Raw genomic sequence first — 25,662 nt, 5'->3', positions numbered from 1 at the left:
TTGTAATAGTCTTTCATAATTTTTTTCATATATAGCATATATATTATTTTTACGTTTACTATATTTAATCATTTCTAGGCAAATGAGTTTGTTGAAGTTGCTGGGCTATTAATTCTTCTTGGGAAGTTTGATTTTGCTGTTGTTTTAGCAATTGTTCGGTATATTCTAAAAGGTCAATTAAAAAAGTTCCTTTTCAAGAATTAATTGAGAGTGATATTGAAAAACTAAAAGAAGGAAGAACTAACCTTAATATCTCTTGGGTGTTTTATAGAAAATGACTTAACCTTATCGAACAAAAAGGCACTGATACTGCCCGAGGGATTTGGCAGGCTTTAAAAGGATTTCTCAAGGATTGAGAAGCCGGAAAATTAGGAACCAGTGAGTGAAAAGAAAGTTTAAAAAGAATGGAAGAGGCTCGGGACAGGCTATTTGATTTAGGCTCCGAAAGTATTAGTGATGGTTTACCTTTCTTACAGTTAGGATTTATTAAGAAAGACACTCATGAAGGCTTGGAGATTGCTTGCCAAAATAGAAAAGGTTTTAATCTTAATAATCCTTACTTATTTGTGGTGAACTTTCACCAAAAAGTGTTTCGGGTTTATGTTGTGGACGGATTTAATTATTTGAACCCTAGAAACCTTTATGTTAGTGTTTATTTGAGGGAAGATTGAGTTTGGAAAGATTTGCCTTGGATTGTTAATGCTATGGGGAGTTTAGTTAGTGGGAATCATCCTATTTATTGGGGGAGGAATTTATAATGCCAATTTCTAATCTGGATAAACTACACTATTCTTTTTGCTCTGATTTGGGAGATAAAGTGGTTGTTGATGGAGACTGACCAGAGAAAATAAACTTTGCTTTGTTTACGGCTAATTTAGCTTATTTAGAAATTGACGATAACAAGCAAATTAGAATTCATTGAGCAATTAAGGCTAATCCAGCAGGAACTTATGTTGTTTTTCGTAGTGGCCACATTTTCTTTAAATGGAAAATAGAAGTTAGACAGGGAATAGTTAATATGACCTTAGTAAAAGTAATGATTGATGGAGTAAGTCAATCAATTAAAGGAGGAATGCAGGCAATAGGCAGTTTTTTTGGGGTTAATACTAGTGGAGTTGACAAAGCTAAAGAAGAAATAGCAGGCAATTTAGTTGGTAAAGATAAAGGCAAGGATTTCATGAAGCGAGAGAAAGATAATCGAAACCAAGAACAACACACAGCCAGGATGTTTCAATCTGCTTTATCACATACCGGAGATAATCCAATTGAACCAAGTATCTTTTATGCTAATACAGTAAAGTTTCCTTATAACTTATTTGATTTTTGGCTTAGAACTGAACAAAAGGCTTTTATTTGTCGGTTTTATTACAGCAACAACCTTTTAAATAACCTCAAACATAATAATAACGAAAATCCTATCACCTACCCTTTAAATATTACTTTCGAAAAACTGGGCAATATTCTCAAACCAGGATTTTATCAAGGTAAATTAACTCTTGACTATGACCCTGATGGCAAAATGGCTGAATGTTTTGCTCGTGGGATCACATTTTATGAAGACAAGAAGAAGCATTTTGTTAATCCTGACTTGGGAGTTAAAGAAGCAGTAAATCGTATCCAATATTCCAGTTTTGGCACTAGTCAAGGATATACAGCCCAAGCAGTAGGAGAGGGAGAAGAAACTGTTGATGTCAACAGACCAAAAGGCAACAACTATCACCAAAGAGGACACTATTTTATAGAATATGAAGATGGAACCCAAGAACACTGAATGGCTTTGTATCCTATGTTCAGAAATGAAGAATTAGCCGACGGACACACTCACGGAGCTTTTACCTTAGAGTTTCCTAAACCAGTTAAGAAATTTGTCGATATCTATTCCTCCTGTATCGGCTGTGGAGCCCAAGATACTCCTTTATTTGATGCTCTCCACAATAACTACCGAAATGGCAGCAGTGATAGTTGAGATACTATTCACAAGGGATTGCCTTTTGAGCCTTGATTTAGTGCTATGGGTGCTGCTACTAGTCCCAATTATGACTTAACTGTTAACGGAACAGCAGGCAGATTAGGTTCCCAAGGAGATGTTTGAGAAAAAGCCACTCAACAAAAATCAGATGGCAAACCTTTCTCAAAAGCCTATGGATTTGTGCCTGATGGCAACACTATTACTTGGAGGTTAGGAGGTGGATTTAAACTTGATTGACAAAAAATCCCAGGACAGGACGACTTCGAGCAACTCGATTGAACTCCTCCTGCTGGTTCAGGTGGAGAAATAGAAATCCTCCTCTCTGACCCGGAAATAAATGTTCCCGAACCAGGAGAAGGAGACATTGTCCCTGATAATGATTTCCCAGAAGTTGACCCTTTCGATCCAGGTGGAGGTGAACCAGAAATACCACCAATTGAGCCTGATATTCCTCCGGACATTGACCCAGCTGACCCAGATGAGTTTCCAGACATTGACCCACCACCAATCGAACCTGACCCACCCGAAGTCGATCCGAATGAACCTGACCCAGGGCAAGACCCAGATAAAGGAGAACCTGATATACCTAGTGTAGACCCAGATGATGACCCTGATGGGGATTAAGGATGATAAAGAAGCAGAGAAGTTGAAGACTAACTATTCCATTGAAAAAGCAAATTTATCAAGTCTCTATAAGACTTTACTGGATGAACTTTCTTAATCTTTTCAAAATATCCAGGAGTAAGTGAAAGATTTTTTCTATAATTTTCTTCTGGCATAACTAAAACCTCTATTCCACCTTTGATTGCACAAATTAATTTTTCTCTTAGACCACCAATTTTTTCTATGCTTCCGTCATTATTAATAGCTCCGGTTGCTGCTACGTTTTTTGGGATAGGTTTTTGATAATAAACACTGTAAAGGGCAAGGAGCAAAGCAACTCCGCTAGATCCACCAGTAGTGTTATTATTGAAAAGAAAATAAATATCTTGGTCTCAATAAAAATCTTTGCCTTTATTTAATTCAAACAGTTTTTTAATACCGATTATTATCGCAGATCTTCTGCGTTGATTTGTTGCTTCATCATTACCTAAGATAAACTTAATAGTCAATTCACTTGTTAACCTTTCCGGTTTATCAATAACTTTGTCAGATTTCCTTAAAACTAAAACAAATTCGTCTTGCGTTCCAACCGATTCATATCATTTTTTATACTGCTTTAGTGTAACCTCTCCTAATTCAAATGTTTCTATGAGAGTTTCTTTTATCATTCTTTTTTTTACTGACAACCTCTTTATTACTCCTTTTCTTTTTTCTTCATTCAAATCTGGAAGTTCTTCGATTTTTAATCCTAGTCTTTTTATTTGGTGTTCCCGGCAAGCTAGTTCACAATCATATCCTTTACAAGTATAACCTTTGCTTTTTAATTTTTTATATGAGATTTCTTCCATTTATTAAATTTTTTCTACTTTTGTGACAATAATGCTGATTAAAAAAATTATTTCTGATATATTAGAATTAAAACTATAATTATCATGAGTAAAGGAGTAAAATGTAGTAAAGGAAATCCTTGTATGGATTGCCAGAAAAAACAACAAGAATTACTTGCTAAAATAGAGGATTGGGAAGTTAAGAAGAAAGAAAAAATAGAGAAATTTGAAACAATTGAATTTGAGTGATGCAACAACAGAAGAGATAATGACAACAAAATTCAATACTCTTCTTTTGGAGATTATAGTCAAGGTTATAGTTATGAAAAATGTTCTGAATGTGGCAAAGATAGTTTACATTATATCCACAAATCTAATCAGTATGGAGATACAACAAAATTCTTAAAAAATAAAAGTTGTAATTGTGAAATAGGAACAAAGGAAAACCTGGGTCATTCTGTTTCCGAAAGTTCAAATCAAACAAAATCTAATAAATCATCTAATAGTTCACTAAACTCCACGAATACACACAGAGAGAGCAATCCATCCAAACCGAAGAATTATCTCCCGTGAATTTTAGGAGGAATTGGAGTATTAGGATTAATTGGAATAGTGGTTTATTTCTTGACTAGAAAGAAAGGAGAAAAATAATAATATGAATAATGAAAAATTTTGTGACATATGTGGTTCTCCTAATTTTGTAGAAAAATGGGGAGATGGTAAATATTATTGTTCTTCTTGTGGTTTTAAAAAGAAAACAAGCACAATAGATTATGGACAACAAGCGTTAGCAAATAAATCAGCCGAAGAATTAAGAGAGATAGTCAAGGAAGCAAAAGAAGTAAAAAAACAAATTGAAAATTTATTAAACGAGATAGAGCCAGCAATAAAAGTACTAAAAGAACTAATTAGCAAGTCCGATAAACATTAGTCTTCTTCCTCAGTCTCATTAGGAAGAAAGAAATATCTCGAGCAATTTTCATTCATAATACAAACCAAATCTTCTTCTTTTGGTTGTTCTTGATCAGAACTAGGAAAAGAAGTATGTTCAAAATCATAATAGAGAACATAGAATAAATCCTTGCTATTTTGTTTAATGTTATCAGGTAAGAATTTTTTATCAATATAATCCTTTTCCAAAATCCCTATTATTCTTATTTTTCCGTTAACCCGGAGTTGTCAAATGGGATTATTAAAAAAAATCCTTTTAATTTTTTGGTTGTCACCAACACGAGAAAAATAATTAGCTAACTTCTTCTCTTCGCCTTTCAGTGATTTAATTTCTTTTTCTTCTCCCGGCTTAACTTCTTCAATCTGTTCTAATGATTTACTGTTTCACTCTTTTAATTTGCTATGAATTTGAGTAAATGCTTGCCTTAGTTTATTTATATCTATCCGAGTATGAAATTCGCTTTTTTCATCTTTATGAATACAATTTCTTCTAATTAACTTTTGGAAAGAAACTAGCATTATTGAGAAAGATAAAAGGTTACTTGTTTTTTACTTTTCTCGATAAAAGCAAAGATATTTCTTTCTTCAATTGTCTGGCTTTCTTCTTCACTAACTAAATCTTGCCGAGCCTCTTCTCATAATTCATTTCTAGATTCTTGATAAATTCGGAAACTTTCTAATTTTGAATATTTTTTAGCAATCTTATCTAAATATTGGATAACAATTTGATTGTCTAATCCTTCTACCTTTTCAAAGAAATTCTCTAGTTCTTCACAGTGTTCATACATAGGATAAATAACTGATTCAAGAACAGGTCCTCCCGGTCAAGCTTGGAATTTTTCTTCAAAGAGGACAATTTTTTGCTCTCTTAAGATTTCTAAGTAAGCAAAATAAATTAATCTTTGCATAATGACTGGATCAGCTAATCCTCAGTTTTCATAAAAATATTTGGCTACTGATAGAGAATTAATTTCTAATCTTTGCAGCCCTTTTTCTCATTTCTCTTTTTCACAAGAAAAACAATATTTTTGTCATTTGTCATTATTATCTCTAATATAAGCACTCTTTTGCTCGTTATGAAAAGAGCAAAATTCCTTCTGTAAAATTATTTTTTCCATATCTTGAAACTTTTTCTTGTCAATAGATTTTAAGCAATCTAAACAAACTATTTTTGCCTTGGCTTTCATACTTTCTCCAAAATTAGGAGGCAACAGTTTAAAAAGTTTTTTACAATCTTTTTTTTCACACATGATACATGCTAGGTGATGATTCATAATACTTATTTTTAGTTTTATCCCAAAAGTTATTTATTTATAAATAAAAGAGAAAGAAAGACAAAGAAAGAGAAAAACCTCGTTTCGGGTTCCTCGTTGTTCGTTATGCTTTCCCCAAAAAAAAGAAATTAAAAATAAAGAAAAAAAACTACTTGCTTTTTTTTATTTGTTCCAAAAATCAATCTCTCCCCCGATAATCCCGAAACCTCAACATCCCCTCCTTCAACATCTTCACTCATTTCCTAACAATCTCCTCTTTTTTCCTCAATCTACAATTCTTCAATTTACTTTTAGCAACTTCCTCTCAGTCAAAGCAAAAGTTAATGAGAGTGCTATCGGTCTGTTTAGTGTTTTTAGTGAAATGGATCAAAGCATACTTCTTATGAACTTTCCTGTCTCCCAGTTCACAGAAAAAGAAGTCTTGAATGGAGTAAATTACCTTATACTTTTTCATTTGGTCTTCATCAATCATGAAATCATCTCAATTAACTGTGGAGGGATTAAGTTTTTCTTCTAAGGCTCGGGAGTGAGCATCATATTCACCTTCAATTAAATTCAAGTAAAGCAATCACTCTACTCCTGCTTCATCTGTGGCAGGTGAAAGAAGGTCGGGAGTTGTTTCTTTTTGCTCAGGTGCCTGTCAATTGGACTTGGCTATCTTTGGGAATAACTGGTTTATAATGTCTTTTTTTGGTCTTTAAATACTACGGGGATTTCTTGTCCTTGATTAGGAAACTTGAAAAATCTGTAATGGTAAACTTTACCACTTATTTTCTCCTGTTTAGTTTCTATGCGTGAAGTTAGGGTTCCTGTGATTATTTGTTGGTCTAACTTGGAGCCACCAACACTGCTCTTTGCAATTGGGTTTAGTTTTTGGGCAGGTCTTGCCATTGTTGCTTTTTCGTTCATACTTTTTTCTATAGACTAAACGAAACAAGTAAAAAATACTATAATCCATGTTTCGTCTCATCACTAACCTGAATCCCCAAGGAGACCAAGAAAAAGCCATTCAGCAGTTAGTCGAAAATATTCAACAAGGCAAAAAACAACAAGTTCTCCTGGGAGCTACCGGAACTGGCAAAACTTTCACTATGGCAAATGTTATTGCCCAAACCCAAAAATCTACTTTGATTCTTGCTCCTAACAAAACGCTTGCTCTGCAAATTTACCAAGAAATGCAAAATTTCTTTCCTCAAAATAAAGTTGAATATTACGTTTCTTATTTTGATTATTACCAACCGGAAGCATATAAACCACATTCAGACACTTATATTAGCAAAAGAACTCAAGTTAATGTGAATATTCAACGAATGCGTTTGAGAACTTTAAATAGTTTAGTGACCGAAAAAAATGTAATTGTAATTGCTTCGGTGGCAGCAATTTACGGTTGTTTTGACCCCAATTCTTACCGTAAAGCAGTTTTAGAGTTACGTCAAGGACAAAAAATAAGCAAAAAAGAAATTGCTACTTGGTTAACTAAACTTGGTTATAATCCTCATGCCATAGAATTAGAAGAAGGTTGCTTTTTTGTTAAAGAAAATAGCATTATTTTAAAAATAGTTTGAGAAGAAAATCATTATTGGCAATTAGAAATCAAAAATGATATTTTAGAGAAAATAGAAAGACATTCCCTAACAAAGGATAAAAAAACTGAAACCAAAACAAATATCCTTATCCCTCCGACCAGAGAATATATCTATCTCACCGAAGAGGAGAGTAAAAGCATGACCGAAATTTTAGCCGAAATTAAGCAAGAATTAAAAAAACAAGCAGGTAAATTTCACCAAGAAGGAAAAATTGTGGAAGCCCGACGCCTTGAAGAAAAGATTAGTGAAGATTTAATTAACTTGGGAGAAACTGGTTATTGTCCCATGATTGAAAATTATGCTCGTTATTTTGATGGTCGCAAGCCAGGAGAATGCCCTTATGCTTTACTAGATTATTTTGAAAAAGATTATTTAACTATTGTTGATGAATCCCATTTAGCAGTTCCCCAAATTAAGGCTATGTATAACACTGACCATAGCCGCAAAAAAACTTTGGTTCAATATGGTTTTCGTTTACCTTCTGCTCTGGATAATCGACCTTTAAATTTTACGGAGTTCAAAAGCAAATTGTCTTTTATCGTTTATACTTCTGCCACTCCTGGACCTTATGAACGAGAGCAAACTAACCAGCAAGTAGTCGAACAAATTATTCGCCCTACGGGACTTTTGGACCCCTTGGTAGAAGTTCGCCCTACTAAAAACCAAATTGAAGATATTATTAAATTAATTCAATACCAAGTTATTAAAAAAGAAAAAACGATTATTTATGCTTTAACCATCAAAATGGCCGAAGATATTGCTTATTTTCTGAACCAACGAGATATTAAGGCAATTTTTTTACATAGCAAATTAGATATTTTTGCCCGTAATCAAGCAATTACCAGTTTAAGAAGAGGAGTTTACGATGTAATAGTTGGCATTAATCTTTTACGAGAGGGACTAGATATGCCTGAAGTTTCTTTAATTTGTATTTTAGATGCTGATAAGCCTGGATTTTTACGGGATACTCGTTCGCTCATTCAAATTATTGGGCGGGTAGCCCGTCATCAAAATGGACGGGTAATTCTTTATGGAGACGCTATTACTACTAACATGCGAGAAGCAATGGCTGAAACCCAAAGGCGTCGCAATATTCAAGAAGCCCACAATCGAAAAAATCAAATTACTCCGCAAACTATCCAAAAAGAAATTTTTTTTCTTGACCCTCGCTTAACGGCTTTACGTAAAGAAAAAAAAGAACAGAATTGAAGCGAAAAAAAATTAAGCAAAGAAATTCGCTCGCTCCAACGAAAAATGAAAAAAGCAGCCCAAGAATTTGATTTTGATAAAGCGGCTGAATATCGCGACTTAATTTTAGATTTACAAAAGGGAGCAACAAACAAGGATTAATTTTATCTTTTAGTACAATTACCGCAAAAATACTCTACTTTTGGTGGGTTGTCTCAGTCACAATTAGGTCAGGTTTCTTTAATACTTCCTTCGGTTCCTAGGCAAAAGTTTTTACCGCACTTGTGGCAAGTTCTTCATTCATTTTTATGCTCCTCTTTTCATTTTTTTGCTCTTTCTCGGGCTTCTTCTGCTCTCTCCTTGGATTCCTTTGCTCTTTGTTTACACTCTTTTTTTCTTTGTTCGGCTTCTTTTTCTTCTTGGTCGGCTTCGCTTATAGGGTGAAATTCATAATTAGTTTGGTGATGAAATTGACTGTCTTCTCCTTGTCTTCTTTCTTTTACTAACAAGTAATTATCTTTTAACTCTTTTTCTCACCCAGTTCAATCATTATTTTCTCAACATTCTTGGTATTCACTAAGAATTTTAGGCGTTTCTTTGGCTGAGAAAACGTTTTTACCTGTGGTAACACTAAATTCTTGTTTGTTTTTACTGTTTTTAATCTTGTTATATGAGAATTTTACAAAATACTTTCCTGAAGTTGTTTTTTGAATTTTTATTGTTTTTGTTGGGTAGCACGAAGTTTTATTTTGTTTTTTTGCGTTTGGATTTGTCTTTGGTTTATCTTGAAAGTTTTGTAAATGTTCACCACAATATTGACAAAAATCAGCATTTTCAAGAACTTCCTTTTTACAATTGAAACAATGTTTTTCTACATGACCTATTTGATTTTCTTTCTCTTTACTTTTTAAAAAAAAGAAAAATCCTGCCAGTAAAACAGTTAATAGAATTAAACTTACAAAAACCAACCATTTAAAATATTGTTTTTTTTTTTTGTCATTTTTTCACCATATATAATATTTTTTTGTTTTTCTATATGAAATCATTTTGTCCTAATTTTTCGGCTTGTTATAAGTTTCTTTTTCTAGTTCAGATTTCACTCTTCCCATTTCTATCTTACATTTTCGAACAGATTTTACCATTGCTCTTTCTTTCATATTTATTTACTATATAGATAAAACTCTATAATAATTGTCATTGCCAAAATTAATATGCTACGTTTATTGTTTAGTTTAACTTCTCAATTTCTTTTTATCGCTCTTTTGGAAAATGAAAAATGCCTAAAAAGTATTCAAAAAGTTAACTTTCGCCAACACTCTGAGAATTTTTCCCCTATTTTAAGAAAAATTTTAGCAAAAACTAATCACTCTTTGAAGAAAATTGAGGAAGTTTATTTTACCAGTTTACCAGGCAGCCAAGCTGGATACCGGATTAGTTTAGCCTTTGTGCTTACTTTGCAAGTACTAAATCCCCAAGTTAAAATTTACCATCTCAATAGTTTGCTTTTTCAAGTAGGAAAGAAAAGAGCCATTAGTTTAATTAGTATTGACCAAAAGAAAACTAAGTATTACGTAGCAGTTTACCAAGCAACTAAATGTTTGGTTGAAAAGAAAGTAGTTAACCCAGTAGAACTAGCCCAAATTCAAAGGCACTTCTTTTATTATCTTGTTTATGAAGATTTTCACCAAAAACCTGACCAGGGCTTAACTAATTTGCCTTCCAAAAAGATAAAATTTTTGGTTAATTTCCGGCAACTACTTCCTCATTTTCAATTATTAGAAAAAAACACAATTAAAAATAAGACTAATACGAATCTCTTAACTTTATTATAATAACACAAATTATTATCGTTTAACTTGGACTTATTACTTCTGAATATTAATTAAAAAACCTCGGTAAGTTCTATCTTTAATTTGTTCGCCGCTTGAGATACTAAATCAATTGTTTTTTTCTTGACAGTTCAAATAAACCCTTCATTTTCTTTGTATTTTGGAATAATATGTAAATGAAAATGAAAAACACTTTGATAGGCATTTTCTCCCATATTACTAATAAAATTAAATCCTTGAATGTTTGGAAAGGTTTTTTGTAATTTTTTAACCACTTTTTTTAAGAGGGGCAAGATATTATTTCAGCTTGTTTGTTCTAATTCCGTAATGTTTTTAGCATGTTTGTTAGTTTTAGTGATAATTAAAGTATGCCCCTCACTGGCAGGATTGATATCTAAAAAAGCTAAACATTTATTTTTTTCATCTTTAGCCACGATGTAAACGAGCACTTTCCCTTCAATAATTTGGCAAAATAGACAATTTGGCATAATATGATTTTTTAATTAGTAGTGATGAAAAATGCATTTTTAGGAGTAGTCTTTAACAAATTTGCTTGAATTTTGTATGTGATTGTTGAGTTTTGTTATTGTGAATGTAATAAATTTAACTTACTTTTGACGAGCAATCACTCGCATTTTTGCACTCCTGGCTCGGTGATTAATAGTAATTTCTTCAAAAGAAGGAATTAAAGGCTTTTTAGTAAGGATTTGATAATGACCAAGTTCGTTGTATTTTTTGAAAATTTGCTTAACAATTCTGTCTTCTAAGGAGTGATAACTAATTACAACAATTCTCCCACTACTTTTAAGTTTTTGGAGAGCTGTTTCTAACCCTTGGGAAAGATTAATCAGTTCTTGATTAACAACAATTCGCAAAGCCTGAAAAACCCGACGAGCAGGATGTTTCTTGCTTTTTTGGGAAAAACAACTAGCCACTATGCTTACCAACTGCTGAGTGGTAGTAATTTTCTCCTTTTTACGAGTTTGGCAAATACGCCAAGCTATTTTTTTGGCTTTTTTTTCTTCACCATATTCACGAAAAATTTCGGCTAATTGTTGACAACTATAATTATTAATGATTTTTTGAGCAGTTAAAGAATTAGTATTTTCAGCTGACATTCGCATATCGAGCGGAGCATCTTGTCGATAACCAAAGCCCCGTTCATCATCATTTAACTGTTCGCTAGAAACTCCTAAATCAAACAAAAAACCGTCTACTTGAGAAATATTTAATTCAGTTAAATATTGAGGAAAATTAACAAAATTGTCATTAATAAAAGTAATATTTTTGCTAGCAAAAAATGGATTCTGTTGACAACGTTTAATCGCTTCTTGGTCTTGGTCAAAAGCAATTATTTTTATTTCTGAAAAACATTCTAGCATAATTTGCGAATGGCCGCCGCTTCCCAAAGTACAATCAAGGTAAATACCATTTTTTTTAATATCCAAATAGTTTAAAACTTCTGCGGACATCACTGGGATATGTTTTTCAACTTTTGAATAAGAAAGCATAGATGATTATAAGAAAAATTTTAAATTTAATTTGTCTTTTAAAAAAGAAGAAAATGACAATAATCCAAGAGAAAAACAAACTTTCACTTCTAACAAAGAATTTCCTTGAAAAATTGTTATTCCCCTCTTTTGCCTAGGTTTGTTAGCAATAGTGCTTAATAGTAGCATTATGAAAAAAAAGAAAAACGAAAAATAGTTAAAAATTCTTATATCATGAAACTTTGGCTAGCAAACATTAAAGAGGGAGAATGAGATTGATATTTCAAAGGGGTATGACGAATAACTTTAATTTTCTCCTTGGCTGCCGCTGGCATTTTTTTGCTAATACTAATAATAATTATTGCAAGTAAAGGGAAGGTCTAAGCAAAAGTAAAAAAGAAAGAGTTAAGTTAAAAATTTATATATGGTGCAAACTGCTGAATTAATTAAAAAATACCAACTACACGAGAAAGATACCGGCTCAACTGCGGTGCAAATAATTTTGTTGAGCAAAGAAATTGAAAATTTAAGTTCCCACTTTGCTAAGAATAAAAAAGACAAAGGTGCTATAAGAGCACTTATTAAAAAAAATCAAAAGAGGGGCTATTCATTTTACAAATATTTAAAAAAAAACAGTCCAGAAACTTTTCAAAAATTGCAAAATGAGCCCAAAGATTTAACAAAATTTCTCGGTATCAAACAATAATATCGTAATTATGGCAAAGCGAGATTATTATGAAGTCCTAGGAGTAGACAAAAATGCTTCGGAAGCCGAAATAAAAAAAGCTTATCATAAACTGGCTTTAAAATGGCATCCCGACCGCCATGTGGGTAAAGAAAAAGAAAAAAAAGTTGCTGAGGAAAAATTTAAAGAGATTGGAGAAGCTTACAGCGTTCTTTCTGACAAAGAGAAGCGACAAAATTATGACCACTATGGTCATGCTGGAACTAAAGGTTTCCAAGCCGGTGGGGGATTTGAAGGATTTGATAAAAATGCTTCTTCCATCTTTAAAGACATTTTTGATAGTTTTTTTGGAGGAGAAAGTTATTCGCGAAGAGCACCAACTGCTACCAGCGAATGAGAGCCAAAAAAAGGAGAAGACATTTTGATTAAATTCACTTTGAACTTTAAAGAGGCAGTTTTAGGCGTAACTCACCAAATAGTTCTTGAACTGGATAAGGTTTGTGCATACTGTAAGCAAACTGGTGCTTACTCTGATAAACATATTTCTAAATGTTCGACTTGTAAAGGCAAAGGTATTGTCCAAATAATACAAAAGACTTTTTTTGAAGACATTTACACTCGTACTACTTGTCCTAATTGCCAAGGTCGCGGGCGAACAATTACCAAAAAATGCCCTTCTTGCTTAGGAAAAAAATTCACCAAAAAAAAAGAAACCATTTCTATCGATATTCCCCGAGGTGTTCAAGGCAATCAACTGCGAATGAAAAATGCCGGTAATGATGGTTTATATGGGGCTGAAAAAGGAGATATTTACATTGAAATTGCGGTAAAAAAACACCGCTATTTTCAACGGAAAGGAAATGACATTCATGTTGAACTCCCTATCTCTTTTTTAGATGCCGCTTTGGGCAATTATGTAGAAGTGATAACCCTTGAAGGTTTGGAAAAAATTCGGGTTCCGGCAGGCACGCAAAGTAATGACTATTACACCCTAAAAGATAAAGGGTGTTTTTTGGGCATTAGCAATAGTTCTCGCGGAGATTTTTATATTCATTTTCAAGTAGTTATTCCCCGAAAACTTACTGAAGAGACCAAAGAAACTTTAAAAAAAATTGAGCAAAGAAGTGATTGAAATCCCAACCGTGAATTTATTAAAAGAAATGAGGATATTTTAAAAGAATAATACTCTTGTATCATACAGAATGTATATGTGTTATATAAGCATAAACATAAAATACACGCAATTAAAAATAAACCGCTAACTAGAAAGCAAGTCTCGCCAAATAGGAACTTTTTTCTTATATTAAAGATAAAAGAGCCGAATTAATAAAACATAAAAAAAAATTGAAAATTGACTATATTAAATTATTTTTTTGAGGTGCTTTTCGCTAAGTATAAAGCAATCAAAGCAGCGGATAACATACATCAAATAGGAAAAATAACAGGAAATAAAGAAAGATTATCTAGGCTCCTTCCCGTTATTTTTAATCCTAAATAAACACCGAAAGCATAAAAAAATAAAACTCAAACTAAAGAAAAAAAAAGATATGCCACGACTCTTCTTTTTTTAATTTTATTTTTGTTTACCATTTAGAAGAAGGAGGTCAATTTGTAGGAGTAGGAGGTCTTTGCTCGATATAAGATTGAAATTCACTACTTTTTTTATCCACATATCTTTCTCGAAAAACTTGGTTACTTCATTGCACGACATTATTAGCCACTTGTCAAACACCACCAGGAGAAACATTTTTTGCCACTCACTCTGTATCATAAACACTATAGCCGTATACAACATTAAAATAAACATCTTCTGGTCTATTTCTTTCTTCAAGCAAAGCAGCTGATGCCACCCCTGTAACTCCGGCATTTGCGGCTGCTGCTACAGACAAGGCTAAACTCGCTCCACCTGTAAAAGGAGTAGCAAGTACTCCCGCCATTACTCCAGATATTGCAGAAACTACACCACCACCTACTGCTTGTGCTGTCATTCCCTCTTTATTTAAAATTGGATCTCTAATTATTCCAGGAACTGGCACTGTAACCTTCCCGCTCGGATTTGCTGAATGAACTCCATTTTGGTCTTCATATTGCACAGTTTCTTCACCAAATGCAAATCAAACTTTAACACAATTTCTGTGTAAATAACTTTTAAAATTTCTCTCTTCAAATATATGTACCATTATTTTCCATCTCCTTTCATTTCTGCATTTTTGTTTTTTTGAATTTTATTAATTACATTTCTTTTCATAAATTTACCTCATATATATATTTTACACACACAAAATTTTTTTATAATAATTTGGTAAACCAAATTTATAAATTTTACTTTGTTTTTTTCTATATAGTGAATATGTGCGTATGAGAACTCATGATAAGGAAACAATTTTTGCTAAAATTTAAATGATTTTGGTTTTAAAAAGCGAAAAATTTTCTTCAAAAAATAATATCTAAAAAAATGCGGTCCGCCACTCTTTTCTCTTTGTTAGTTTTAATTTCCCATTCTAGCAATTATTTTTTACCTTTTCTCTGTTAGTCATTTTTATTAGGTTTGGATTTGGTATTTTTAATTTCCTGCTCCGGAAAACTTTTTCTTTTTCATAAATAAATTCATCAATTCTTTTTAAATTATAAGCTCTTTCTCAAACTTTTTCGTGAACTTGGTCGTGGTGAACTACTAGCAATTCTTGGTTTTGTTTTTTAGCCAAAAAGTCCTGAAAGTCATTAGCCAATTCCCCGCTGGGAAAAGTAATTAAGTAAATAACTGTTTTTGAAGTTTCAAAATTGTTTGCTATTTTCTCCTTTCTTCAGATTTGTTGTTCTCAAATTTTCTCTTGATGAAAAGTGCCTTTTGGTGAATGATAAAAACTTTCGCCTCAATTTTTTACTTCCACAAAATAAACATTTTTGGCAGTTTCGGCATAAACGTCAATTTGTAATTCTTCAATTTCTTGCCAATTTCTGTTGAGTTTTTCAAATTTTAGTTTTTTGTGATTCGTCAGTAATTTTCATACTTCTGTTTCCCCCTTTTCACCAATCATTTCAGAAATAGAGGAGTAAGGAAAGAAAGGATGCGGATAATTAATGTTGTCTTTGTTTAGCAATGGCTGTTGAAAACTGCTTGGCACTAATTCAATTAAATTCGGGTCCAAATTACGAATAAATCGGGAGCATTCTTCTGGACAACTGGCAGTTAAGTATAACTCTTTTTTGGTACGGGTGATAGCAGTGTAAAATAAGTTTACTTCTTCTCAAGCCCTGGCGTTATTTTCATTGGGTAATATTTCCTCATCTACTGATATCAGAAAAACATAATCAAATTCTAATCCTTTGGCTTTATGAATAGTTGAAAGCACTGTTTTTCCGGTATTTTCTAAGTCTTTTTCTATTAATTGTTTTTCAATTTGGATAACAAAATCACTGATTTCTCCTTCATCTAAATTTTGGTTTTCTTTACTCAAAAATCTTTCTTGCTCAAATTTATCTATTATTTGTTGAAGTTGAGGAATATTTCTTCAATTTATGCCTAAGTTGTTCAGAAAATCTTCAATAGACTTAAATTTGCTAATGAAAAATGATTTTTCTTTCAGTTCCTTTTTAATTTTGTTGACAATGTGCTTAACTGCTCGGCCAAAATCATCGCCTGCCATGGTGAAATCATAGTAATTAGTGGCCACAAATCAATTTTTCAGTCAGTTTCCAGTCTCATTTTTCCGGTAAAGAATAGCCCGAGAGTTCGATTTATCCAGATTGTTAATTATAGAAAGGATAAAATTAACTTGACTTTTTAATTTTTTGGCTTTTATTTCTTCTAATTCGAGGTCATTTTGCTTTCTTTGCAACTTTTTTTCCCTTTCTCTGGGAGAGAGTTCGAACCAGTTTTCCTCTTTAGCGATTAATTCAATTTTTTTATTTAGAGAATTTTTTTCTTCAATGCTTAATTGATAATCTTTGTCTGTGCCAGCAAGAAAAATGACTGGTTTTTTTCCTCCGTTAGTTTGATTAGTGGTTAATTTTGGTTTGTAAGGCATAAACTTGCTGGTGAAATTATTCGCCATAGTAGCAATTTCTTGGGGAACCCGAAAACTGATAGCTATTTCCATCTGTACACAGTGAGGAAATTCTTTTCGCAATAATTGAAAAACATCTTCGGTGGCTCCGGCAAAGGCCATAATGTTTTGTTTGGGGTCACCAACAAAAGTAAAATTAGTTTTTTTATGGCTAAATATTTTGGTAATCAAAGTTAATAAATTAAGTTTTAAATCTTGGCATTCATCAACCAGAATATAATCAAAAATAGGTCAATAGTGAGGTTTATCATTCTGTTTTTGCATAAAAAGAAGAACATTGTCAATCATGTCGTCAAAACTCAACCAAACATTTTTTTCTTGGTCAGTTGAGCAGGCATTTTCTAATTCCTGATAGACAGATAATTCATTTTCAGAAAAAAGTTTCTTGGCTGCGGTTAAAAATCCCGAATAATTAATAATCTCTCAATGATAGTAAGGATGATTTTCCCGAGTTACTTCTACTTCTTGACGAAAAGTTGCTCATAATCTTTTTTTTCTTTCCTTGGTTAGTTTCTCCGAAGCAATTTTATTCAACAAATAACTGAAAATTCGGCGTTTTCTGGCAATGACCTCTTTAACTGTTCATTGAATTTTTTCTTTGAGTTGGGGATGGTTAGGATTTTGATAAATCAGGCTTAAATCTTTATTTCAAGCATTAGTTAAGATTTGAATTTTCTTTTTTTCTTTTAATTGTTTAGTAAATACTTGTTTAATTATTCAATAAGCCAACGAATGAACAGTGCAAGCAAGAATTATCGGTCTTGTTCTGTTTTCACATTCCCAACAATCAGTTTGCTTGCACAACTCATGAATAAATTCAGGCAAAACGGTTTTCAATTGGCGATGAATTTTTTTTAATCCTTCTTCTTTCAATTTTCTTTTAATGGAGAGGCTAATGTTTCGACCAACGGCTAAAATAAGAATAAATTTTCTTTGCTTTTCGTTTTGTTGATAAATAAACTTAACTCGATGCCGCAAAATTTCAGTTTTGCCAGTTCCTGGGTCAGCATCAATCAATAAAATTTGTTTGTCTAAAGGATATTCAACACAATCTTTCTGCTCTTTAGTTAATTCAATAGTCATTATTTTTATTCTATAAAGAGATTTTTAGTTAATAATATATATATGAGGTAAATAATTTATGAAAGATGAATTTAAAGAAAATAAAAATACAAAAAATGAACAAGATATTGATGAACAGGTAGCAGAAAGTTATTATCTAGAAAATGAAGCATGAGGAGATATCAGTGTCTCTAAGGGTTATGGTCCGTATCGGGTATCTGTAACTTGCTCTAAATGTTCTTTTTGGTACACGGCTGGCAACATAACTAAACCATGTCCTCAGTGCCAACACCAAACATATCCTTCATGTCAAACAAATGGTTGCAACGCATGGCCACATGAAGGAGAAGTTTATTGTACTAATCACAGAAGTAATGCTAGTTCTTCTAGTTCTAGTAGCAGTAGTTCAAGTAATTATACACAATATACTTACACTCCACCCCCAACTTATTATTGTGCTAATGGATGTGGCAGTGTAGTAAGTTATTCAGGAAGTTATTGTTATCAGCATTCTAATCAATGTTCTTCTTGTTCAACAAGAATTTCAAGTGGACAAAGTTATTGTTCTAGTCACCGACCCTCTTGTCATGGTTGTGGAGCAAGCGTTTCTTCTTCAAACTCTTATTGTTCAGCAACAGCTTGTCAAAAGGTGCAGCAAAATCAAAACACAATTAATAGTTTACAGGGACAAACAAGTAATTTACAAACTCGATTGAATACGGAGACGACAGCAAGACAAACTGCTGAGCGACAACTTCAAACTGAACAAAATGCCCATACTACAACTCGTGCCCAACGAGATACTTACGCTGCTTCGCTAAATGACGATATTGGTTTTGCTACTAACGATGCTGACTGACGGGACAAGTTACAAGCCAAACTTAACGGAAAAAAAGTTAGCGACATTACAACTAACTTGGATGATGTTTTAACCAAAGCTTCACGTACAACTACCGCCGAAACGGAACGGAATAACATGGAAGGTGAACTGAACCAAAAAAATACCATTATCACTAATGCCCAAACCCACTTACAAGTAGCAGATTTAACCAACTTGCCAAATATGAATGGCGACACTTTGGACCAAGTTTTAGCCAAAGCTGCTCGTACAGTTGCGGCAGAAACCGTTATCACCAACGCACGAACTCATTTAGGCATTGCTGACTTAGCCAATTTGCCGAATATGAACAATCAAACACTTCAGCAGGCATTAGATAAAATAACCAATGCTCAAAATAATTTAGGGATAAATAATTTGAATGATTTACCTGCTTTACTGAATGGAGAAAATTTAACTAATCTTCTTAATCGTCCTACACAGCAACAATTACAAGATGAACAAACAGCAAGGCAAAACACTGAAAGACAACGTGACGCTCGTCCAAATACAACCATCAATGACTACAACAACTTAGTTCGAGAAAGAAACAATTGAACTAATCAGTTTACTAATCAAGCCCCCCAAGGCGTTAATAATCGGCTAAATACTGCGGAAGGAAGAGTACAACAAGCTGAAAATTTTGGTCTTACTCAATGGGATGACTTAGATAACCAAACAGAAAGACAAACATTAGATGTTTTATTGGCCCGCCCAACACAAGATGATTTAAATGGTCGAGCAGAAATTACTCCTGATGAATTAACTAATTTAAGAAACGAAAGGGACAGACTAGAAAGAGAGAAAAATGAAGCACGAGAAGAAGCAAGAAGATTAAGAGAGCAAAATAACCAACCTCTTAATCAAGAAGAACTTACCCAATTTCAACAACTTAATAGGAGATTAGAAGCACGAATCCAAACTCTCTATGAGCATCTAACTAATTTTGAGGCTATGCAGCCAGGAGAAATGGTTCAAATCCAAAGGGAATATTTGGGAATATTAATAAATAATGCCAGGAACGGACTAAATGAAGATTTACATGAGGCGTTGGATGGTCTGTTAGAGGCACAAGAAACTCTTGCTCGAGGCGATAATCACCTTGCTCAAAGATTATTAAACATATCTAAGCGGAACTTATTAAGCAACAGACAATTAACTGAACAGCAAATTGATGAACTTTTTCAAGCCAGAAGGAAACTGACCAGATTAGAAAGAGAACAACAAGGGCAAGAGAATCAAGAACAACAAGCAAATATCCAGGTGTGCCACCACCAGGAAGAAATAATTAGGAGGTAAAAAGTATGAATGACAATATTAAATACGGAATTGACTTTAGTGATTTTTATAGTTTTGCTGGTACTGATAAATATGCTTATCGAATTCCTGATACAGGTTATTTACCACCTGAAAGACACATAAATCATTATCGCTCACTAAAAAAACTTTATATACTTGATGAGGTATCAAGAGCAATCTCAGATGAGGTTCAAAAAAAACTAGGTTTTAATTGTTATTTATCATGCCAAAAAGTTGATTTAAAATTATCTGAATGGTCAACTCGTTCCCAAGTTCAGGAACTATTTCCTCCACGATGCTCCCGCCACTCATGTTCTATTTGTTATAATAATGATTCATTGAACTACAATCCAACGGCAGGAGATTATATTGGCAGAATAAAACATTTTAATACCAAAAAAAAAGCAGAGTTTAGAGATAAATTGTTTGCTTTTATTGAAGAGGAAAAAAAAGCTCGAGAAAGAAGGAAAATAATAATCAAAAAGTTAGGGTTTTTGGGCATAACTATGGAAGAATCCCTTAATGCCGATTGTGTTGCTTTTTTTGATTTATTTGAACCAGTACCTCGCGGCGTTTGTGAATGCGAACATCCAGGAAAGACTATTATTTGGCATTCCTATAATTGTTTAAAAGATGAAAACCAAGCCGAGCATTTCAAAAAAGAAATGTTAAGAATTATTAAAATAGCAATTAAAAATAGGTTTGCTGGACAGGAAAATGCAGTCATTGCCGCCGTGAGTGCTTACTGGGATATTGTCCAAGCTAATGGGCTAGTGAACGGCAAAAATCAAACAGACATTTTAGGTCACGATTGAAAAGAATACATTAACGCTCTCAATACCCAGGACGATATTAATAACTACTACGACCATTTAACTGGCTTGATTGATACAGAAGAAGATTTAGAATTACAAAATTTCTCCTTTGATATAAATAACTTACCTGACATTGACAAAAAAGGAATTATTAAAAAGTTAGAAGAAGAAGTAAATAGAGCAATTAGGGAAATAAAATACTATTTTTATAAAGAACTTTTAATCCAAAGTTTTGATTTTTGAAAGAAAGCAATGATGCATTCAGAAAGCAAATACCAATTAGGTTTGCAAAAAAAATGTCTACTAAGTGATATTATTAAATTAAAAGAATGAGATAATGATTTTAGCAACAGTGGCAATAATTTTAGCAACAGTGGCAATAATACTAATAAAGGAGATAGCAATATTTCTTCTACAAACACCAATAACATTTCTAGCACTAGCAATGAAAATAGCACTCCCCATACTCCTTCAAGCAGTCCAAGTAGTTCTGACATCAGCAGTAGCAGTAGTTTTTCAGACTCTTCTTTTTCACCAAGTTCTTCATCCAAAGAAGAAACAACCAAGCCAATTAAATCAAAAAGCCTAGATTCAAAAGAAAATAATACCGAGCCACTTTCTCTCCCTGAACAAAGCCAAGATTTTAAAGAAAAAGCCATTCAAGAAATCAAAACTAAATTAAAAGATTTACCAATTGATTGAAAAAAACTGGCTAATAGTCAATACCAAAACTGAGAACAAGAAATTAACCAATTAACCACTATTGAACAAATTACTGCTTATCAAAACGCTCTTTTACAAGTTATTGAGCAAACTAAGCAACAGCAAACTCAAAAAAATGCTTCTAATTCTACTGCCACTAATCAGAATAAGAATAAAAATATAGTTCTTTGAATAGTGTTTGGTGGAATTTTAGTGAGCGGTTTGGTTTTAGTTGGATACTTGGCATGGAAAAAAAAGAAAAAGTAAAATAATTGAAAGCAAAAAACAGTAAAATTATTATATATGGATATTAATCAACTCGGTCAACAGGAAAGAATTAACTTATGTTTAGAAATTATTGAAAGTTTTACTCCTCGCTGATTAGCAGAATTAAAGAAAGCTATTGAAGAAAAATTTGACATTAAAGGAGAAGCATTTGCTCCCAGCCAAAAAGTTGAAGGAAAAAAAACTACTAGTTCGGCCAATGTTTCTCTTAGAGTGACAGAGATGAGCGGTCAAGGCTTAGAGCCAATTAAAGTTTACGGAGCAATAAAAGATATTGTTAATGAAAAAATTGCTAATGAAGGAAAAGGAAGCCCAATAAATATTATCAATGCTAAACAATTAGTTGACCAAAAAAAACCAATTTTGGAAAATATCCCAAAGGCTAAAGCTGATGAATATAAAGACCAGTTAGAAAAATTAGGAGCAAAAGTAGAAATAATTGAGTAAAAATAAATTATAGTCCTGGCCAATGTTGTATCGCTTAATTAATTCCGGAAAAATCCAAAGAAAGGAATATTATCATCACAATCGCTCAGATTTATTTCGGTCTTTGCCCCAAAAAGATTTAACCCAAGAACAAAGAGAATCCTATGAATATTTTCTTTATCAGGCTTTACCAAAATTATTACAATTTTACTTTCCTGCTGAGTTTAAAGATTATAACAACCAAGTAAGTTTAGAAATTTTAAATTACGAAAACGGAAAACTTTGTCGTTGGGAAGAACCAGAGTTCACCAAAATCGAGGCCTACCATAAAAAAGCCACTTGGAGCCAAAGACTTTTTCTTACTTGACTAATTAAATGAAATTGTAAAGAAGTTAAGTTTCAGATTGATGAAGAAAAACAATTAGTTGATAATTTACATGATTGAATAGAGAAGAGTTTCAAGGTCAACAAATCTTTTACTTTGGAAAAAAAAGAAGAAGATTTATGAGAAGTAAATGATAAAGGCTTAAAAATAACTCTTTGGCTTTCTGGCAATGCTCCTAACCGACTTATTGAATTTTACTACGAACAAACTAAGGAAATTCCCTTTTGTAAGATACCTAAAATGACTGAACAAGGTAATTTTATTATCAATGGCAACAATAAAGTAGTGGTTTTTCAATCTGTTCGAGCACCCAACGTTTATTTTTTCCAAGACAGTAAAAACCAAGTTCCCTACGGAGAAATAATTCCTTTTAAAGGCCCGTGAATTAGAATTTTTTTAGATAATTTATCCCGAAACAAAGAGGAAACTAAATTAGGGGTAAAATTAGAATTCTTAAATTTAAAAAAGGTAAAAAACACGGAATCCATATTTGATTTAACCCAAATTCTTACCGAGGCTCCTTTTCCCAAAGAAAGTTTGTTAAATTTATTTGGCCAAGAAGAAATTATTGAAAACAGTCTCCAATTAGGTAAAAGTGAAGGAAAAGACGGCAAATCTGTTCCTCATTTTTTATTTAATGAAAAAAATTCTTACTTTTTGCTGGGCAAACTCGGTCGACAAAAATTCAATCGAAAAATGAATGTTCTTCTTCGTCTCAGGGGGCAAACTCTAGCCGAAGATTTGAAAGACAAGGAAGGAAAATTAATCTTTTCGGCAGGAACTATACTGGAAAAAGAAAAGATTTCCACCCTCCAAAATTTAATCAACGAAAACCGTTTGTCTTTGCTCACTCTAGAAAATTATCAGTTTTATTCTTTTTCAATTATTTCACCAATTACTCCCCAAAAAAAAATCAATGTTTTAGGTCCGGTGGATAAAGACAATAGCAAAACTTGATTTGACTGAGGAGATTTGTTAATTGTTATTTCTTATTTCTTTAACTTGCATCATGGTGTAGGAAAAGTAGAAAAAGGAGATGAAGAAAAAGATAGTTTAGAAAACCAAGTAATTCGTCGCGTAGGAGACTTACTTTATAATGATTTTGATAATAAATTTGGAGTTTTTAAGAAGTGAATTGAAAAAATATATATTGCCATCATTTCTCAGTTAAACAAATCTGACCCCACCAAATTACCAAAAATTCAAGAATTTAATCAAAAAGTTTTGAAAGCCTTTTTTAATTCTTCTACTTTGGTTCAACTTCAAAATGAAAATAATCCTTTGGCTGAAAACTCTCATATTCGCAAAGTTAGTTCTCTGGGTCTGGGTGGCTTTAACTTAACTAATGTCAGCCCAAGCATTCGCAATATTAATCCTTCCTATTATGGTCGCTATTGTTCTGTCGAAACTCCCGAAGGACAAAAGGTAGGATTAATCCATAGTTTAACTTTAAACACCAAAATTGATAAATACGGACAGATTTTGGCTCCTTATTACTTGGTTAAACAGGGAAAAATTACTCCGGAAATTATGTACTTAACTGCTGAGGAAGAATTAGAAAACTACATTGCTCATTGTAATATTAAAATTAACGAAAACGACTTAATTGAAGAAGACAAGGTTTGAGCTCGGCATCAAAGAAAATTTTTTCTTGTCTCCAAAGAAAAAATTAATTTTATCGATACTTCTTTTTACCATTTAAATTCAGTTAACAGTTCTAATATTCCTTTTTTTCAACATAATGACTCTGTGCGAATGCTGATGGCTACCAATATGCAAAAGCAAGCCGTAATTTTGCTGAAAGGAGAAGCACCCTTGGTAGCAAGCGGAGTTGAAAATTATTTGTTAGATAATGCTTCCCTAACTGTCAAAGCCAATTTTGCTGGCACAGTTCAGTATGTGGATAGTGAAAAAATTATCATTAATCATTCATCTCCTGCAAGTAAAAAACAACAAGAATATCCCATTAGTCAATTTATGATTACCAACACTAATAGTCTGCTTACTTCGGCTCCAATGGTAAAAAAAGGCGAACAAGTCCAAGCCGGGCAAATAATCGCTTGTGGCAATTATCAAGAACAACAAGAGTTGGCCCTAGGTCAAAATTTGCGAGTAGCCTTTATGTGCTGAAAAGGTTATAATTTTGAAGATTCAATTGTGGTAAATGAACGTCTAATTAAAGAGGATGTTTTAACTTCTTTATTTGCCAAAAAATATATCGTTGTTCGCAAGAAAATCAAAGTTGACAAGAAACCTATAGAAGAAGAATTTTATTACCCCGAGCGGGAAGTTAGTCATTTAGACCATCAAGGAATAGTCAAAGTCGGTAGTGAGGTGCATGAAAATGACATTTTAGTTAGCAAAAGAACTCCTTACAAAAAACAACAACCCGAAGAACTGCTTATTGCTAGTATCATGGGTGAAAAAACCCATTCCTTTATGGATAGTTCTTTCCGTTTACCATGAGGAGAAAAGGAAAGTATTGTTTATGAAGTAAACCGTTTGTCAAAAGAAGAAATTTACCAACGAGGAAGAAGCAGTTATAATGCTGACGATTTGGAAGCCATTGAGGTCTGTGTAGTACAAAAAAGGAGAATCGAACCTGGTGACAAGTTAACTACTCGCTTTGGAAATAAAGGAGTAGTGGGAAAAATTATGCCAGAAATCGACATGCCTTTTGATGAAAATGGCCAAGCGGTAGATATTATTTTTAATCCTTTAAGTGTTCCTTCCCGAATGAATATTGGTCAGTTAGTGGAAGTTTTATTAGGGCAAGTTGCTTATCAAACAAAAACCAAATTACTAGTTCGACCCTTCAATACTCCTAGTTGGGAGCATATTGCTCAAATTGTTAAGGAAAGCGGACTGAAAGATTACGGCTTAACCCAACTTTATGATGGTCAAACTGGCTCACCCTTCGACCAAAAAGTTCTAGTTGGTTGTATTTATATTATTAAACTTAATCATATGGTAGCCGATAAATTTCATGCTCGTAATACTGGTCCTTATGCTTTGGTCCATCAACAACCAGTTAAAGGAAGGGCTCATGGTGGTGGACAACGAGTGGGAGAAATGGAGGCTTGAGCCTTAGAAGCCCACGGAGTTGCTTATAACCTGCTGGAAATGATGAGCGCCAAATCTGATGACCTACATTTGCGACGCTTGATACAATATTCTTTAGTCTTTGGTGAGAGAGAACTGGTCATCAAAAACAGCCAAAGTGAATCATTTAATCTTTTACTTCAATACTTACGAGGCATTGGTTTTGATTTAACGGCTGAAGATTACCAAGATAAAAATGTTGACTTCTATAAACAATTCAGTAAAATCTCAAAAGTATAA

23 protein-coding genes are annotated in these 25,662 nt (G+C 32.9%); 13 read left to right on the top strand and 10 right to left on the bottom strand.

What is annotated here, in order from left to right:
- The first annotated feature begins 260 nt into the window (after positions 1–260).
- The gene (locus tag GvMRE_RS04450; RefSeq protein WP_147410070.1) at positions 261–758 is read left to right on the top strand and encodes a hypothetical protein; all 498 of its coding nucleotides are present in this window, start codon (positions 261–263) and stop codon (positions 756–758) included.
- Positions 758–2,593 carry a hypothetical protein gene (locus GvMRE_RS04445; protein WP_147410069.1) on the top strand — a complete coding sequence of 612 codons (1,836 nt, stop codon included), beginning with the start codon at positions 758–760 and terminating at the stop codon, positions 2,591–2,593. The genes GvMRE_RS04450 and GvMRE_RS04445 overlap by 1 nt, the downstream gene beginning before the upstream one ends.
- A 29-nt stretch (positions 2,594–2,622) precedes the next feature.
- Here the strand turns inward: GvMRE_RS04445 and GvMRE_RS04440 are convergent, their stop codons facing one another.
- Positions 2,623–3,420, bottom strand: coding sequence for a S16 family serine protease (locus GvMRE_RS04440; protein WP_147410068.1), 798 nt, complete (start codon positions 3,418–3,420; stop codon positions 2,623–2,625).
- Positions 3,421–3,504: 84 nt separating this feature from the next.
- On the opposite strand from GvMRE_RS04440, the gene GvMRE_RS04435 reads away from it, so the two are divergent.
- Together GvMRE_RS04435 and GvMRE_RS04430 are read left to right on the top strand one after the other, a co-directional pair.
- The gene (locus GvMRE_RS04435) at positions 3,505–4,050 is read left to right on the top strand and encodes a hypothetical protein (RefSeq protein ID WP_147410067.1); all 546 of its coding nucleotides are present in this window, start codon (positions 3,505–3,507) and stop codon (positions 4,048–4,050) included.
- A 4-nt stretch (positions 4,051–4,054) separates the two neighbouring features.
- On the top strand, positions 4,055–4,330 hold the full coding sequence (locus tag GvMRE_RS04430; protein ID WP_147410066.1) for a hypothetical protein: 276 nt from the start codon (positions 4,055–4,057) through the stop codon (positions 4,328–4,330).
- Here the strand turns inward: GvMRE_RS04430 and GvMRE_RS04425 are convergent.
- From GvMRE_RS04425 to GvMRE_RS04410, 4 genes are all read right to left on the bottom strand, one after another.
- A complete protein-coding gene (locus GvMRE_RS04425; protein ID WP_147410065.1) occupies positions 4,327–4,869 on the bottom strand; it encodes a hypothetical protein in 543 nt (180 codons plus the stop codon). The two genes, GvMRE_RS04430 and GvMRE_RS04425, sit on opposite strands and share 4 nt — an antisense overlap.
- Complete coding sequence (locus GvMRE_RS04420) at positions 4,869–5,624, bottom strand: Panacea domain-containing protein (RefSeq protein WP_147410064.1); 756 nt, start codon at positions 5,622–5,624, stop codon at positions 4,869–4,871. The genes GvMRE_RS04425 and GvMRE_RS04420 overlap by 1 nt, the downstream gene beginning before the upstream one ends.
- A 148-nt stretch (positions 5,625–5,772) precedes the next feature.
- The gene (locus GvMRE_RS04415) at positions 5,773–6,192 is read right to left on the bottom strand and encodes a hypothetical protein (protein ID WP_147410063.1); all 420 of its coding nucleotides are present in this window, start codon (positions 6,190–6,192) and stop codon (positions 5,773–5,775) included.
- Between the two features lie 107 nt (positions 6,193–6,299).
- Positions 6,300–6,533, bottom strand: coding sequence for a hypothetical protein (locus GvMRE_RS04410; RefSeq protein ID WP_147410062.1), 234 nt, complete (start codon positions 6,531–6,533; stop codon positions 6,300–6,302).
- Positions 6,534–6,580: 47 nt separating this feature from the next.
- Between GvMRE_RS04410 and uvrB the strand changes: the two genes are divergently transcribed.
- On the top strand, positions 6,581–8,560 hold the full coding sequence (uvrB, locus tag GvMRE_RS04405; RefSeq protein WP_147410061.1) for an excinuclease ABC subunit UvrB: 1,980 nt from the start codon (positions 6,581–6,583) through the stop codon (positions 8,558–8,560).
- Between the two features lie 2 nt (positions 8,561–8,562).
- On the opposite strand, the gene GvMRE_RS04400 is transcribed toward uvrB, so the two are convergent.
- The gene (locus GvMRE_RS04400) at positions 8,563–9,444 is read right to left on the bottom strand and encodes a hypothetical protein (RefSeq protein WP_147410060.1); all 882 of its coding nucleotides are present in this window, start codon (positions 9,442–9,444) and stop codon (positions 8,563–8,565) included.
- Between the two features lie 165 nt (positions 9,445–9,609).
- On the opposite strand from GvMRE_RS04400, the gene GvMRE_RS04395 reads away from it, so the two are divergent.
- Positions 9,610–10,230, top strand: coding sequence for a hypothetical protein (locus GvMRE_RS04395; protein ID WP_147410059.1), 621 nt, complete (start codon positions 9,610–9,612; stop codon positions 10,228–10,230).
- A 50-nt stretch (positions 10,231–10,280) separates the two neighbouring features.
- On the opposite strand, the gene GvMRE_RS04390 is transcribed toward GvMRE_RS04395, so the two are convergent.
- Both GvMRE_RS04390 and rsmH read right to left on the bottom strand, forming a co-directional pair.
- Positions 10,281–10,715: an HIT family protein gene (locus GvMRE_RS04390; protein ID WP_147410058.1), complete on the bottom strand. Its 435-nt coding sequence runs from the start codon at positions 10,713–10,715 to the stop codon at positions 10,281–10,283.
- Positions 10,716–10,835: 120 nt separating this feature from the next.
- Entirely contained in the window at positions 10,836–11,738 is a 903-nt protein-coding gene (rsmH, locus tag GvMRE_RS04385; RefSeq protein WP_147410057.1) for a 16S rRNA (cytosine(1402)-N(4))-methyltransferase RsmH, read from the bottom strand.
- 31 nt (positions 11,739–11,769) lie between these two features.
- Here rsmH and GvMRE_RS13525 point away from each other — a divergent pair, with 31 nt between their 5' ends.
- The 3 genes from GvMRE_RS13525 (at position 11,770) to dnaJ (ending at position 13,585) form a co-directional block, all read left to right on the top strand.
- On the top strand, positions 11,770–11,934 hold the full coding sequence (locus tag GvMRE_RS13525; RefSeq protein ID WP_172575254.1) for a hypothetical protein: 165 nt from the start codon (positions 11,770–11,772) through the stop codon (positions 11,932–11,934).
- Positions 11,935–12,141: 207 nt separating this feature from the next.
- Positions 12,142–12,423 carry a 30S ribosomal protein S15 gene (gene rpsO, locus GvMRE_RS04380; protein WP_147410056.1) on the top strand — a complete coding sequence of 94 codons (282 nt, stop codon included), beginning with the start codon at positions 12,142–12,144 and terminating at the stop codon, positions 12,421–12,423.
- 10 nt (positions 12,424–12,433) lie between these two features.
- Positions 12,434–13,585: a molecular chaperone DnaJ gene (dnaJ, locus tag GvMRE_RS04375; RefSeq protein WP_147410055.1), complete on the top strand. Its 1,152-nt coding sequence runs from the start codon at positions 12,434–12,436 to the stop codon at positions 13,583–13,585.
- A gap of 400 nt (positions 13,586–13,985) precedes the next feature.
- On the opposite strand, the gene GvMRE_RS04370 is transcribed toward dnaJ, so the two are convergent.
- Both GvMRE_RS04370 and GvMRE_RS04365 read right to left on the bottom strand, forming a co-directional pair.
- The gene (locus GvMRE_RS04370; protein ID WP_147410054.1) at positions 13,986–14,582 is read right to left on the bottom strand and encodes a hypothetical protein; all 597 of its coding nucleotides are present in this window, start codon (positions 14,580–14,582) and stop codon (positions 13,986–13,988) included.
- A gap of 321 nt (positions 14,583–14,903) precedes the next feature.
- Entirely contained in the window at positions 14,904–17,552 is a 2,649-nt protein-coding gene (locus GvMRE_RS04365; RefSeq protein ID WP_147410053.1) for a UvrD-helicase domain-containing protein, read from the bottom strand.
- A 58-nt stretch (positions 17,553–17,610) separates the two neighbouring features.
- On the opposite strand from GvMRE_RS04365, the gene GvMRE_RS04360 reads away from it, so the two are divergent.
- Genes GvMRE_RS04360 through GvMRE_RS04345 form a run of 4 tightly spaced genes read left to right on the top strand, consistent with a single transcriptional unit; the run spans position 17,611 to position 25,662 of the window.
- Positions 17,611–19,707, top strand: coding sequence for a hypothetical protein (locus GvMRE_RS04360; RefSeq protein ID WP_147410052.1), 2,097 nt, complete (start codon positions 17,611–17,613; stop codon positions 19,705–19,707).
- A 5-nt stretch (positions 19,708–19,712) separates the two neighbouring features.
- Complete coding sequence (locus GvMRE_RS04355; RefSeq protein ID WP_147410051.1) at positions 19,713–21,491, top strand: hypothetical protein; 1,779 nt, start codon at positions 19,713–19,715, stop codon at positions 21,489–21,491.
- Between the two features lie 36 nt (positions 21,492–21,527).
- Positions 21,528–21,956, top strand: a complete 429-nt coding sequence (locus GvMRE_RS04350; protein ID WP_147410050.1) for a ribosomal protein L7/L12 — start codon at positions 21,528–21,530, stop codon at positions 21,954–21,956.
- A 22-nt stretch (positions 21,957–21,978) separates the two neighbouring features.
- On the top strand, positions 21,979–25,662 hold the full coding sequence (locus GvMRE_RS04345) for a DNA-directed RNA polymerase subunit beta (protein ID WP_147410049.1): 3,684 nt from the start codon (positions 21,979–21,981) through the stop codon (positions 25,660–25,662).

The organism is endosymbiont GvMRE of Glomus versiforme, assembly GCF_003546845.1.
The sequence above is the reverse complement of the archived record's forward strand: the minus strand, read 5'-3'. Positions and strand labels throughout refer to the sequence as shown.